The sequence below is a fragment of the Hymenobacter metallilatus genome (genome assembly GCF_003944705.1).
Taxonomy (GTDB): Bacteria; Bacteroidota; Bacteroidia; order Cytophagales; family Hymenobacteraceae; genus Hymenobacter; species Hymenobacter metallilatus.
In genome coordinates this window covers 18,253-31,590 of sequence record NZ_RWIS01000010.1, presented here as the reverse complement: position 1 = coordinate 31,590, position 13,338 = coordinate 18,253, and the positions used below count along the sequence as shown (strand labels likewise).

Genomic DNA, 13,338 nt, shown 5'->3' with positions numbered 1-13,338 from the left:
CGGCGGAGCCTAGGCTGTGACCTTGTCCTTCACCTCGGCGATGGGCGCATTCTTTTTCACTGACTCGATGCCGTTGTCGCGGCCGGAGGCGCTGGTGTAGGATTCGCTCTGGCCGATAACCTGACCATTGGCAGCTTTCAGCGAGAAGGAAAAGCTGTTGCCGTCGCGGCGGGCGTACCGGTCGTCGTTGGGGGCATTCTTCTTCACCGATTCGATGCCGTTTTCGCAGGCGGCGCGGGTGGTGTAGCCCTCGCTCTGCAGAATAGACTCGTGGTTGCCGGCTTTCAGGCGGAAGTAATAGTCGCCGTTTTTACCTTGGTACATCTCGAAGTAACCCATGCTGTGTAAGGAAAAGAGAGTGAAACCATAAAGAATAGAGCAAACTACATATTTTAACGATAAAGCCAAGACTACTTGCTGGTTAGCTAAGCAAACGGGCTGCTTTCAGCATTGAAAGCAGCCCGTTTATGACTGAATGAAAAACCGTTGCCCTATTTCACCACAATCTTATTCAGCATAAGGGCCGCCGTTTTCTTGTTCGGGCGACTTACGCCAACAATCGTTTTGGCGTCCAGCCAGGCCGTGAAATCCTTCACGTAAGAGGGGTTTTGGTCGGCGGCTACGTTCAGACCCAGTCCTTTCGGCTCCGATACCACACCCGACTGCACGTTCAGGCGGCGCAGGTACAAATCGGACTTATTCTTGATTTTCTCCCAAGTAACTATCTGCACGTCCTGGCCAAACACGGCCGCGCGGTAGCCGATGCTACTGAAACCCTCGGCCGCCGGAGCTACTTGGTCTTTGGCCAGGATGCTGTGCCAGGTGGGCGACTGAAACTCGTTGTAGCCGAACAAGTGCAGCTCGCGGGTGTGGCCGGGCGAGTCGTCGCCACCCTCCTCGTATTTCTTCTCGGCCAGCACCACCAGTTGTTTCTCGTCGGTGAGGAGCAAATCGGTTAGGTACACATCTTCCAGGCGCTTCACTTGGCCACCATTGGCCTTATTTACTTCGGCCAGGTACTCGGGAGTGAAGCGAAACTCGGGCGCGAATTTCATATCACCCTCGCCCGAGAAATCAAATTTGACCACTTTCAAGCTGTAGTAAGCACCGCCCTCCCGCTCGTTGCAAATGGCCGCGGCATACAGCGTGTTGTCGGGCTGCAGGCGGAAGCGTGAATCAAACACATTCACCACTTTGCCGCCAAACGTGCCGCCTACCGACACCGACATTACTTTGACCTCGGGCGAATCGTTGCGGTAGCGGCGGACAGTCAGTTTTTTCATCTCATCGCCTACCAGGGTTACGAACTGCGAGCCGTCGTTGCCGACATGTACGGTAGTTGAGAAAAAGGCACCCTGGTCGTGGAAATCATAGGTGCGGTCTTTTAATTTCAGCAGCTTCTCGTCGTAGATGGTGGCCGTAATGGCTTTGAGCTGAGTACCCTGCGTGAGGTAGCGCCATATAATGAGCTTGGTGCCATCTGGGGAAAACCCAACGCCTGGGCGTCGCTCCCGCGCGCTGGCATCCAGCAGCTTCTTAGGGGCTGATTTCTGGCCGCTGGCCAAGTCGAGGGTGTAGGCCGTTAGCTGTTGCGCCGCGCCGCTCTGATGAATCACAACGGTGGCTTGGCTATTAGTGCGCGAGAAGCCATCCACGGTTTCACCGGCCGCTACCGGCACTGCCGTGCTCCACAGGCGCTTCAGGTCTGCATCGTACCGCTCCACAGCATATTCTGTGGCCGATTTATGAGCCAGAATAACAAAACCACTGCCCGCCACCGGTAGAGTTTTGCTGGCAATGCGCTGGTTATAGCGGTCCTCCGTTTGTTCAGGCAGGTAGCTGAATGCGGCTGACTTCACTCGTTGAGCCACCGCTGGAGGCAGAGCTGTAAGCACTGTGCTGGCGGTAATACCAGCGGCTAGCAGAAATGAAAAACGCACAGACAAAGGCAGTTAGGTGAACGAAAAAACGGAGCGAAAAAAAATGTACTCTCCAAAGGTATCCAACTTCGGCCGCACTCCGTACACCCACCGCTTTACAACTCCTGTAATACCCTCTGGCTGATAATTCATGCTTTCTTAACACCAAAAGGGTGTCAAAAAGAGGGGGTAGGGCCTTTCTTTGCAGCGTAGAAGTTGCAAAAGAGGTGTGTCAGCACTTGGACGAGTGGAGAATACTGCATAGCGAAAAATGAATATTTCGTATATAGCAGCTCCTTGCTTATCTGGTGTAGAGAAGGTTGTACAGGCTTTTTTCTGGTTCTTTTTGTATCTCTTCGGGAGGATTTTAGGATTTCAGATCTATTGGTCTGAAATTTGCAAACCTCCGGAACTTCTAAAACCCGGCAGTACGCTATGAAATCTTTGTTACGCTTTACTCTTATGATTTCGCTTGTAGTAGTTGGAAAGCTCAATCAGCAGACAACACTACCGGTTTCTGCTGCTAAAGCTGCTCAGCCTGTATGGCGGGTGCCGGTACGAACCGCTTCTTTCTTCCAGACATCCACTGCCGTTAAGCGAAAGATCAGGGGAGGCGGGGCCTCCTTCTGGCAGGCAACTGCCCCAACAGCCGTTACGACTAACACCATTGAATAAACTCCGGTAGACGACTTTTTTCATAAGGTCGTCTTTTTTGTGTTTCTACCCAAGCAGCTCGGCCGCTACCACTTCGTAAGCGACCGGGCTGTTTTTCGGCAGCGTATCGTTGCCAGAGCCTTAGCTAATGCGGCTCCAGTTAACGGCCGTAGCTGGCAGGCTCTCGATGTGGCGGCGGATAGCTTGGTTCTGGGGCTGATTGAGGCCCGGGTCGCTGTGCAGGATGGCTTGGGCCGCCGCCCGACTTTCACTCAGAATGCGGCCATCCTTGGCCAGGTCGGCAATGAGCAGGTCGAGCACGCCGCTTTGCTGGGTGCCCATCAGGTCGCCGGGGCCGCGCAGCTTCAGGTCGATATCGGCAATTTCGAAGCCGTTGTTGGTGCGCACCATGGTTTCAATGCGGGTGCGGGAGTCTTTGCTGAGTTTGTAGCCGCTCATCAGAATGCAGTAGCTCTGCTCGGCCCCCCGGCCCACCCGGCCGCGTAGCTGGTGTAACTGCGAAAGGCCAAACCGCTCGGTGCTCTCAATTACCATTACGGAAGCGTTGGGCACGTTCACGCCGACTTCAATTACGGTGGTAGCCACCATAATCTGGGTTTCGTTTTTAATGAAGCGCTGCATTTCTGCATCCTTCTCTCCGGCCGTCATGCGGCCATGCACAATACTGATTTGGAACTCCGGGAAGGCGCGGGCTACGCTTTCGTAGCCATCCATCAGGTCCTTGTAGTCGGCCATGGTTTCGCTTTCCTCAATCAGCGGATACACGATGTACACCTGCCGGCCCAGCCGAATCTGGTCGCGCAGGAAGCCAAATACTTTGAGTCGGTTGGAGTCGAAGCGGTGCACCGTAACAATGGGCTTGCGGCCCGCCGGCAGCTCATCAATCACCGACACGTCTAGGTCGCCGTAGAGCGTCATGGCCAGAGTGCGCGGAATGGGCGTGGCCGTCATCACCAGCACGTGGGGTATCACGTGGGGGTTTTTCTGCCAGAGCTTAGAGCGTTGCGCTACCCCGAAGCGGTGCTGCTCGTCCATGATGGTCAGGCCCAGGTTCTTGAACTGGACCACATCCTCCAGCAAAGCGTGCGTACCCACCAGCATGTGCATCTCGCCGCTCCGCAACTGCTCGTGCAGGACGCGCCGCGCGGCCGTGCGGGTAGAGCCTGTAAGCAGCCCGATTTTTAGCCCCAGCATGTCGGCGTAGGTTTTCAGGCCGGTATAGTGCTGGTCGGCCAGAATTTCGGTGGGAGCCATCAGGCAGCTTTGCGCGCCGTTGTCGGCAGCCATCAGCATACTGATGAAGGCCACAATGGTTTTGCCCGAGCCCACGTCGCCCTGGAGCAGCCGGTTCATCTGCTGGCCGGCGCAGAAATCCTTGTAGATATCGTGGATAACTCGTTTTTGCGCCCCGGTAAGGTCGAAGGGCATGATGTTCTTGTAGAAGTGTACTAGCGTAGGGACTTCCTTGAAAATCTGCCCGGCCAGCGTCACTTTACGCTGGTCGCGCTGGCGCAGCAGCTTCAGCTGCACGTAAAACAGCTCCTCAAACTTCAGCCGGAACCGGGCTTTTTGCAGCAGGTCGGAGTTCTGGGGAAAGTGAATCTGCTGCAAAGCCGTGGCCTTGTCCATCAGCCCGTAATGCTGAATCAGCTCGGCCGACAGGGTTTCCTGCACCTGCGGCAGCGCAATTTTCAGCAAGTCGGCCACCATGCGCGCCAGGGCTTTGCTGTCGATGCGGTGGTAATTCTTGAGCTTTTCGCTGGTGTTGTACACCGGTTGCAGGTAGCTCTGGCCGGGCTTCTGCTCGGTTACTTCTTCCAGCTCCGGATGGGCCATCTGGGGGCGGCCGTTGAACATGGTCGGCTTCCCGAAAACAATGTACTCCTGGTGGTTGCGAATGATTTTTTCCAGGTAGTTCACGCCTTTGAACCACACCAGTTCCAGCTCCCCGCTGGCGTCGGCTACCTTGGCCACCATGCGCTTCTTCGGCCCCTCACCTAGTACCTCGCGCCCGCGCAGAATGCCTTTCACCTGCACGTACGGCATATCGTCGTGCAGGTCGCAGATGTTGTAAAACTGAGTGCGGTCGAGGTACCGGAAGGGGTAGCGCTGAATCAGGTCGCCGTAGGTGAACAGGTTCAGCTCTTTTTGCAGTAGCTGCGCCCGTTGTAGCCCCACTCCCCGCAGGTACTCCAATTTGGTTTGAAAGAAGTTGGTCATTCTAATCAGCTGTTAGCTAGTGGCCGTTAGCTGTTAGCCTTTTGTCGTTAAATAAATATGTTGAAGCTCTTAGAGTGGAACTGACAGCCATCAGCTAATAGCCATATCATTGGTATTTCAGGGTATTCAGCAGGTGCACCACGTCCGCTTTCACGTACTCAATTACCGGGGCCAGGGAGTCGTTGGCAGTGGCGGTGCGGAAATACAAGGCCCCCCGGAAGAAGTGCCGGGTGCTATCCGTAGTGTAAAACTGAAACTGGCTGGGTACTTCACCCTGTAGCTCAAACACCGCTACCCGCATCCCGTGCGGTGTTTTTAGCACCGATTCATCGATGGCCGTGGCCTTAATTTCGTGCTTGCTGGTGAGCTTGCGCGCATCTTCCAGCATCCGGTTGAAGAGCTTGGGCTGGCCTTGCAAATCCGAATAGGTTATCTGCACATTGGCCTGCAGGCTGGGGTAGTACACGTTAATCCAGTGGGGACGGGCCAAGTACGACGAGTCGCGCAGGATTTTGGCGTAGCGTGAGTACTCAAACGTGTACGGGTGGCCCGAGGGCAGCAGCCGGTACGTGTGCGGCGGCAAATCAATGCGGTTATACCCCTTTGGTTTCGGGGTAAAATCAGGAGTAGATGTGCAGCTGGCAGCTACCAGAAGTAACGAGCATACTGCGCCAGCGGCGCGTAGAAAGCGAAGGTCAGCCATGCAGAAGCGGGGGCAGATGAGTAGGTAAAGGTAGCCAAGAAACCAGCGCCGTGCCTGCCCCTGTTCCGGATAGCACGCAAAAAGCCCCGGCAACTGCCGGGGCTTGCTAAGGCAGCCGGTGGACAGTGCCTAAAACGGTAATTGGTCGAGTTCAGGCTCCTGCCGGAAGGTAGTGGGGGCTTCGGCGGCGGGGGCGGGCTGCGCCGCATCGGTGGTGGAGCGGCTGCCGAGCAGGGAAATTTCTTCGGCCACAATTTCCGTCACGTAGCGCGTCTGGTTGTCCTTGTCCTGGTACTGGCGCGTCCGGATGCGGCCTTCCACGTACACTTGCTGGCCTTTGCGCAGGTATTTCTCGGCCAACTCGGCCAAGTTACGCCAGGCCGCAATAGTGTGCCATTCAGTGCGCTCCACGCGAGTGCCCTGCTTGTCCTTGTAGTATTCATTGGTAGCCATAGTAAAGTTGGCCACGGTGTTGCCCCCTTCCAAATGGCGTACTTCCGGGTCTTTGCCCAGGTGTCCAATCAGAATGACTTTGTTTACGCTTGCCATGTGTTCTTACTGAAGTAGTTAGGAGTGAAATAGGGAATTTGTTCAGAAAGCTAAAGATAGAAAATAATGCATGTATTGCCAAGTTTATTAGAAAATTATATAGCTGAATTGCTAATGTAATTAGCTACAAGAATCGACTTCGGCAATTCCTCAATTTCGGTGGCCCGGTACGGCGCCAGACCAGTGGCCGCCAGCGTAGCCGCTGGCAACGGCCCGGCCAGCTCCACAGCGTGAAATTTAGCCTCCACCTTCTGATGGCTCAGCACGTGGCGCAGGGCAGCAACGGGCTCAGCTGCCTGGGTAGCGGCCAGTTGCCCCCCCAGCGTCTGCACGGCATCTACCACCGCCACCGCCGGAAAGTCGGCCGAGTCGGTTTCGTGCAGGGCAAAATCGTAGAGTCCCTCCCAGATATCCTTGGGGCCCCGCTTGCGCATATACACCGTGTCGGCGTAGCGCAGCACCAGGTAATGGAAGTAACGGGTGCGGGCGGCTTTGGCTTTGCTCTTGACGGGTAACTCCTGCACCAGACCCCGCTGAAACGCAAAGCACTGCTGCTGGAGCGGGCAAAACAGGCAATCGGGCTTCTGTGGAGTACATTGGATGGCTCCAAACTCCATAATAGCCTGGTTGAAGTCAGCCGGGTGGTCGGCCGGAATCAGCGTATCGGCCAGCTGCTGGAAGGCTTTGCGGCTGGCCGGCGCGGCAATATCCTGCGTCAGGCCAAACACCCGCGCCAGCACCCGGAACACGTTACCATCCAGCACCGCCACTTGCTCATCGTAAGCAAATGAGGCAATAGCCGCCGCCGTATACTGCCCCACGCCGCGCAGCTGCAACAACTCTTGGTAAGTACCCGGGAACTGCCCGCCATATTCCTGTACCACCTGCTGGGCTGTGTGGTGCATGTTACGGGCCCTGGAGTAATAGCCCAGGCCCTGCCAGTGGCGCAATACCTCATCCTGGGGCGCGGCAGCCAGGTCGTGTACCGTGGGGTAAGTGGTAATGAAATCCAGGTAATAGGGTAGGCCCTGTTTTACGCGGGTTTGCTGCAGAATCACCTCCGACAGCCAGATGGCGTACGGGTCGCGGATATGACGCCACGGCAGGTCGCGGCGGTGGCGCGGGTACCAGCTCAGCAGAGCCGCTGAAAACCAGGAGCGGGAGGAAATAGTTGTGGTTGAACTCAAGGCTTTGAGAAAGAATTAGTTGGATGCAAACAGGACGCCGGGGTGGATTGCAGGAAAACGGTTTGCAAAACCAAAAAAGCGGACTACCTTTGTGCCCCTCAAAACGCAGGCAAACTCTTACCGGGCAAGTGCTTACGTTTTGAGGAAAGGCATCTTTTTTGCCAATCAGAATATTTTTCACTCCCTAGTACACTTACCAGCGTGACTAAAGCAGAAGTAATTGCCGAAATTGCCGACAAGACCGGCATCGAGAAAGCAGACGTTTCGGCTACCGTAGAAGCCTTCTTCAAAGTCGTGAAGGATTCGATGGCTGAAGGCAACAACATTTATGTGCGTGGCTTTGGCTCTTTCGTGAACAAGAAACGGGCGAAAAAAGTAGCCCGTAACATCTCGAAAAACACGTCGATTATCATCGACGAGCATTTCATCCCCAGCTTCAAGCCGTCGAAGACCTTCATTGGTAAGATCAAAAACAGCAAGAAAATCAAGGAGTTGGCTGCCTAGGCAGTCTGCTTCATTCTATTGCCGGCTGAGCCGCCGGGCTCACTTCTACTCCGAGACCCGGCGGCCGGCTTTTTCCCGTGCTGATGGCTACTACCACCTCTTCCTCTAAGCATCAATTTCTTGTGCTGGCCCTGGCGTTTGCGCTGGCGGCCGGTTTGTTTTTGCTGCCGAAGGTAATTGTGAAGCCCAAGGAAGGCAAAGAGTCGCTGACCCAGAACGCCGCCCGTACGGCTAACCGCGACCAGGGCGCCGCGGCTCCCTCCACGGCCGCCAGCGGTTTGGACGAGCACGGCCACCCAATTGGTAGTCATGAAGGAGACGCCGAGCAGCCTCACATGACGTTGCCGCCCGCCCAGCGTCGGGAAATCAATGTATTGGTTGGCAAATTCACTGCTGAAACGGATCAAACGGCGAAACTTCGGCTGGCTCAGCAACTCGCCGAAAAGTTTAAAGCCGTTGAGCGTTTTGATAGTGCCGGCTACTATCTGGAGCAAATTGCCCTGGTACGTCCGGGAGAGCAAACCTGGAAACGGGCGGCCGACCAGTACTTTGAGGCGTACAGTTTTGCCACTACCGAAGAACGGCAGAAGCTATTGGGTGCCAAGTGTCAGGAACTGTATGGGAAAGTGTTGAAAAACAACCCTGACAACCTAGATGCCAAAACCAACCTCGGTATGGCCTACATGTCCAGCGCCAATCCGGTGCAAGGCATTACGCTGATTCGGGAAGTTCTGGCAGCTGACCCTCGCAATGAAAAAGCCTTGTATAACCTTGGTTTTCTGGCTATTCAGAGCGGACAGTTTGATAAAGCTGTGGAGCGTTTTCAGGAGTTGATAAAAGTAAACCCCGAAAACGTCAACGGACAGTTTTATCTTGGCGTCTCGTTAGCAAAAACCGGCGCGAAGGAGGAGGCTAAAAAAGCTTTCCTCAAAGCCAAAAGCATCAGCCCCGACCCAGCTTTGGCTGCGTCGGTGGACGAAGAGCTGAAAAAATTGCAGTAACTGAGTTTCTGGTTTCTGGTTGCTTGTTTCTAGTTATCTGAACTAGAAACAAGCAACCAGAAACCAGAAACTCACTAAGAAACCATTCAACCACTTAACCCACATCAACATGCCCTGCGGTAAAAAGAGAAAGCGTCACAAAATTGCTACTCACAAGCGGAAGAAGCGTCTGCGCAAGAACCGTCACAAGAAGAAGTAAGCCCTCCCGGGGTTTTGCTGGCGGGTAGTACTGATGCGTTCAGCCACCCGTCTATCTATCACTTAGGTTCTCTGAGAGTGGCCATAAGTTTGCTTTCCCCGTGGCTCAAAAGGGAAGCTGGTGCCTGGGTGCACCGGCTTCCCTTTGCGGGTTTCAAGGGGGCAGCGGGCAAAATGGGTATCTCTATCAGAGAGTCTGCTCTAACCGCTTAATCCATTGAGTAACGAATTAATCATTAATTCTACTCAGGACGGAGAACGGATTGCCCTGCTACAGGACAAGCGGCTCATCGAATATCACTTCGACCGCAATGACACCGCCTATTCAGTCGGTGACATCTTCCTGGGCACGGTCAAGAAAGTTATGCCCGGTCTGAACGCCGCGTTCATTGACATCGGGTACCAAAAAGATGCCTTTCTGCACTACGGCGACCTAGGAGAGAATTTTCCTTCCTTGGTGAAGTGGGGTAAAGGCGTCCAATCGCAGAAAATTACCGTCGGCCCCCTGAAAACCTTCCAGTTTGACGGGGCACTCGACAAAGTCGGTAAAATTGATACTACCTTGAAAAAAGGCCAGCAGCTGCTGGTGCAGATTATCAAGGAGCCAATTTCTACCAAAGGACCGCGCTTGTCCATGGATATTTCCATGGCTGGCCGCTACTTGGTGCTGGTGCCATTTTCCAATACCATCAGCGTATCCAAAAAGATTGTCAGCAAGACGGAGCGGGAGCGGCTTAAGCGGCTCATCGCCTCTATCAAACCCGACAATTTTGGCGTGATCATCCGTACCGTGGCCGAAGGCCGCGAAGTGGCTGAACTCGACAAGGATATGCAGAACATGGTGGAGAAGTGGAACACCTTGTTTCAGAACTTGAAGGCGGGCAAACCCAACGACAAGATTCTGGGCGAGCTGGGCCGCACCTCCTCTATGCTGCGCGACATGCTCAACGAGTCGTTCGATGCCATTACCGTGGACTCGGCGCCTATGTACGAGGAAATGCGCAGCTACTTGCAGCAGATTGCCCCGGATAAGCTGGGGCTGCTGAAGCTGCACACTGGCAAAGTAAAAATCTTTGAGCAGTACGGCATTGAAAAGCAGCTGAAAACGCTGTTTGGCAAAACCGTAACGGTGCCCGGAGGTGGCTACTTGGTAGTAGAACACACGGAAGCTCTGCACGTTATCGATGTAAACTCGGGCAACAAGAGCAACCAGGAAGGCGACCAAGAGGCCACAGCCCTGCACGTGAACCTCGCGGCCGCCAAAGAAGTAGCCCGCCAGCTGCGGCTGCGCGACATGGGCGGCATCATCGTAGTCGACTTTATTGATATGAAGTCGGGTGAGAGCCGCAAGAAGGTGGAGGACGCCGTGCACAGCATCATGAAACATGATAAGGCCCGGTATACCATTCTACCCATCACCAAGTTTGGGCTGCTTCAGATTACCCGGCAGCGCGTGCGGCCGGCCGAAGCCATTGTAACCGGCGAGGTATGCCCCACCTGCGGCGGTACGGGTAAGATTTCAGCTTCTATCCTCGTGACGGACGAAATCGACAACAGCATTGATGACCTGCTGGTAGCTCAAAACCAATCGGGTATAACGCTTTCGGTCCATCCTTTCCTGCACGCCTACTACACCAAGGGGTTGGTAAGCCGGCAGATGAAATGGTACCTGAAGTACTATAAGTGGGTGAAAGTAACGAAGGACACCAGTCTGGGACTTACGGAGTACCGCATTGAGGATGAGTACGGCGAGGAAATCGAGCTGCACTCAGCCGCGGCGGCCATGAGCCGGTTGCAGGACCGGGAATTAGAAATAACTGACTGACGGATTTTTTCTGCGAGAAAACTCCTCCTGATAGAAGAAAAGGCCGCTTCACGGATAGTGAGGCGGCCTTTTTCGTTGGGCCGGGCCAGGCAAATATATGCTGAGCTGCCTGTTTGCCTTTCAGCCACCACAATAAGCTGTTGGTGGGGTAAAAGTGTTCGTTTAGCCAGAATGGTTGACTGTTCGGCGAGGACCAGCGTACTTGCGAGGAAGCCGTTCCCCTCCGCTCCCCATGAGTTCTTCTACTGCCCTTCCGTTTGAATTTTCAGATGCTGTCCAAGCGCATCAACGGATTCAGGAGCTGGAGCGGGAGTTGCAGGCCGCCAAAGAAGCAGCCCGCACAATGGAAAATCGTTTGGGGCACCTGATCAACTATGTGCAGGAAGGCGTGCTGCTGACGGATACGGATGGCCGCATTTCGTTGGTGAACGAGCGTTTTTGTCAGTTGTGGGATATGCCCCAGCCAGCTGCTTACTGGGTTGGCCGTTCCTGGCAGGAAATGGCGGCGGTGATGATACCATTGGTTGCCGATGGTCCCGCTTTTGAGCAGCGGATTCATGCCTTACGGGCCGGTGGCCAGCCCGTGTTTAATGAGCGGGTAGACCTGAGCGACGGCCGCATTCTGGAGCGGGACTTCATTCCGGTGCAGCAGGTGGATACGCTGAGTGCCCGAAGTATGATCCGGCTGCGGGATGCCACCGAGTACCATCGGGCGGCGGAACAGTTACGGGCAGTGGCCAGCATTCCGGGACAAAATCCTAACCCGATTTTTCGGATTGATGGAGAAGGCCAGGTGCTGTACAACAATCCATCGGCCAGTGCCCTGCACGCCAGCCTCAACGACGCTGACCAAAACCGCCTGCTGGCAAAAATACAACGGCTGGCCTCGGCTGCTCTGACCCAGAATGCTCCCTGGCAGGTAGATATACCTGTTGGCAACAGCTTTTACGCCGTGTTTGTGGTGCCTTTCCCAGAGGAGGGCTACGCCAATCTGTACCTAGTGAATATTACCAAGCGGATGCTGGTGGAGCAGGAACTCAACCATGCCAAAGACGAGGCGGAAGCAGCAGTGCGGGCCCGGGAGAATTTTCTGGCCAATATGAGTCATGAAATCCGCACGCCTATGAACGGGGTGCTGGGCATGGCTACGCAGCTTAGCAAAACCCGCCTTGATGCCCGCCAGCAGGATTTTCTGCGCATCATTCGGACTTCGGGCCAGCATTTGCTCAGCATCATCAACGATGTGCTGGATATGGCCAAGATTACCTCCGGCAAGCTGGAGTTTGAGCAAACGGCTTTCAACCTCTGCGACTCTATGGCTGAGGCTCTGCAACCGTTGGTTCACCAAGCCATTGAGAAGGGGATTAGCGTGGCAGGTACGCCCCTGAAAACGTCCTGCTCCTTACCCTGGGTGATTGGTGACCCGTACCGCCTGAACCAAGTTCTCATTAATCTGATGGCAAATGCCATCAAGTTTACGGAGGCCGGTGGCCATATTACAGTAATTGGCCGGCAACTGGCGGCTACTGCCGACACCCTTACGGTGGAGTTTTTGGTAACAGATACAGGCATTGGTATCCCGGCTGAGCAGCTGGAACGCATATTTGAGGGCTTCACGCAGGCTTATGCCGATACTACCCGGCGGTTTGGCGGCACCGGATTGGGCCTGAGCATTTCCCGGGCCATTATAGAACAACTGGGCGGCACATTAACCGTGCATAGTAAAGTAGGTAAAGGCAGTACCTTCCGGTTTCAGCTCACCCTGCCCCGCACTACTGCTCAGGCGGCTACCGCCACTGCTTCTGCGTTTGACACTGGCGTACTACGCGGCCGCCGGGTGCTGCTGGTAGAGGACAACGAGATTAACCGGGACGTGGCCCGGATGCTATTGGAGGAATGGGGAGTAGAGGTGCATGAGGCCGAGGATGGCCAGCGTGGGGTGGAGCAGTATCAACGGCAGTCCTACGATGCCATTCTGATGGATATTCAGATGCCCGGTATGAGCGGGCTGGAAGCTACTGCCCTTATTCGGCAGCTGCCGGATGCCACAAAAGCTAACGTGCCCATTCTGGCACTTACGGCCAATGCCTTTCGGGCCGACTATGTAAAGTACCTGGCCGCAGGCATGACGGACTGCCTGACAAAGCCGTTCGAAGAGCTGGAATTGTACCAGGCACTGGAGAAACTGATGCCACCCGCCGGTCCGAAAAGCAGCTACGATCTGACAAAGCTGCGTACCCTGGCGCACGGACGCGAGGCCTTCGTCCTTAAAATCATTCGTTCCTTCCTGTTGAATATGCCGGAGAGCCTAGTGCAGCTGGAAACTGCAGCAGCCACTGGCAACTGGCAGCAGGTAGCGGCCCTTGTGCACCATATCAAGCCCGGTATCGAATCGTTGGGTATACAGGATGTGGCGGGGGCGCTGCAGCAACTGGAGCAGCAAGCGGCTGGGCCGGGAGCCGAGCAAAGCTTGGCTCATGCCGCCGTGGCCCGCATAGTGGCGCAGGTGAAGCGGGCGCTGCACGAACTGCCCCGGGAGTTACCAGCGGAGGCGTAA

At 55.2% G+C, this 13,338-nt stretch carries 10 protein-coding genes; 4 read left to right on the top strand and 6 right to left on the bottom strand.

From position 1 onward, the window contains the following. Positions 1 to 9 precede the first annotated feature (9 nt). From EI290_RS14765 to mutY, 6 genes are all read right to left on the bottom strand, one after another. The gene (locus tag EI290_RS14765) at positions 10 to 339 is read right to left on the bottom strand and encodes a YegP family protein (protein WP_125431962.1); all 330 of its coding nucleotides are present in this window, start codon (positions 337 to 339) and stop codon (positions 10 to 12) included. Positions 340 to 491: 152 nt separating this feature from the next. Continuing rightward, positions 492 to 1,940: a hypothetical protein gene (locus EI290_RS14760; RefSeq protein ID WP_125431959.1), complete on the bottom strand. Its 1,449-nt coding sequence runs from the start codon at positions 1,938 to 1,940 to the stop codon at positions 492 to 494. Between the two features lie 774 nt (positions 1,941 to 2,714). Next, on the bottom strand, positions 2,715 to 4,814 hold the full coding sequence (recG, locus tag EI290_RS14755; RefSeq protein WP_125431956.1) for an ATP-dependent DNA helicase RecG: 2,100 nt from the start codon (positions 4,812 to 4,814) through the stop codon (positions 2,715 to 2,717). A 106-nt stretch (positions 4,815 to 4,920) separates the two neighbouring features. Continuing rightward, positions 4,921 to 5,517 (bottom strand): gliding motility lipoprotein GldD, encoded by a 597-nt coding sequence (gene gldD / locus EI290_RS14750; protein WP_125431953.1) that lies wholly within the window; start codon positions 5,515 to 5,517, stop codon positions 4,921 to 4,923. A gap of 129 nt (positions 5,518 to 5,646) precedes the next feature. Beyond that, on the bottom strand, positions 5,647 to 6,066 hold the full coding sequence (locus tag EI290_RS14745) for a single-stranded DNA-binding protein (protein ID WP_125431950.1): 420 nt from the start codon (positions 6,064 to 6,066) through the stop codon (positions 5,647 to 5,649). A gap of 95 nt (positions 6,067 to 6,161) precedes the next feature. Further along, positions 6,162 to 7,253: an A/G-specific adenine glycosylase gene (gene mutY, locus EI290_RS14740; protein WP_246008963.1), complete on the bottom strand. Its 1,092-nt coding sequence runs from the start codon at positions 7,251 to 7,253 to the stop codon at positions 6,162 to 6,164. A gap of 201 nt (positions 7,254 to 7,454) precedes the next feature. Between mutY and EI290_RS14735 the strand changes: the two genes are divergently transcribed. The 4 genes from EI290_RS14735 to EI290_RS14720 all read left to right on the top strand — a co-directional run bounded on the left by EI290_RS14735 (position 7,455) and on the right by EI290_RS14720 (position 13,338). Further along, positions 7,455 to 7,757, top strand: coding sequence for an HU family DNA-binding protein (locus EI290_RS14735; RefSeq protein ID WP_110979047.1), 303 nt, complete (start codon positions 7,455 to 7,457; stop codon positions 7,755 to 7,757). A gap of 179 nt (positions 7,758 to 7,936) precedes the next feature. Beyond that, entirely contained in the window at positions 7,937 to 8,758 is an 822-nt protein-coding gene (locus tag EI290_RS14730; RefSeq protein WP_246008962.1) for a tetratricopeptide repeat protein, read from the top strand. A 415-nt stretch (positions 8,759 to 9,173) separates the two neighbouring features. Next, on the top strand, positions 9,174 to 10,781 hold the full coding sequence (locus EI290_RS14725) for an Rne/Rng family ribonuclease (RefSeq protein WP_125431947.1): 1,608 nt from the start codon (positions 9,174 to 9,176) through the stop codon (positions 10,779 to 10,781). Between the two features lie 232 nt (positions 10,782 to 11,013). Beyond that, positions 11,014 to 13,338, top strand: a complete 2,325-nt coding sequence (locus EI290_RS14720; protein ID WP_125431944.1) for an ATP-binding protein — start codon at positions 11,014 to 11,016, stop codon at positions 13,336 to 13,338.

Coding starts and splice junctions, on each gene's coding strand:
- EI290_RS14720 (WP_125431944.1), top strand. CDS start 11,014: ATGAGTTCTTCTACTGCCCTTCCGTTTGAATTTTCAGATGCTGTCCAA.
- recG (WP_125431956.1), bottom strand. CDS start 4,814: ATGACCAACTTCTTTCAAACCAAATTGGAGTACCTGCGGGGAGTGGGG.
- EI290_RS14765 (WP_125431962.1), bottom strand. CDS start 339: ATGGGTTACTTCGAGATGTACCAAGGTAAAAACGGCGACTATTACTTC.
- EI290_RS14745 (WP_125431950.1), bottom strand. CDS start 6,066: ATGGCAAGCGTAAACAAAGTCATTCTGATTGGACACCTGGGCAAAGAC.
- gldD (WP_125431953.1), bottom strand. CDS start 5,517: ATGGCTGACCTTCGCTTTCTACGCGCCGCTGGCGCAGTATGCTCGTTA.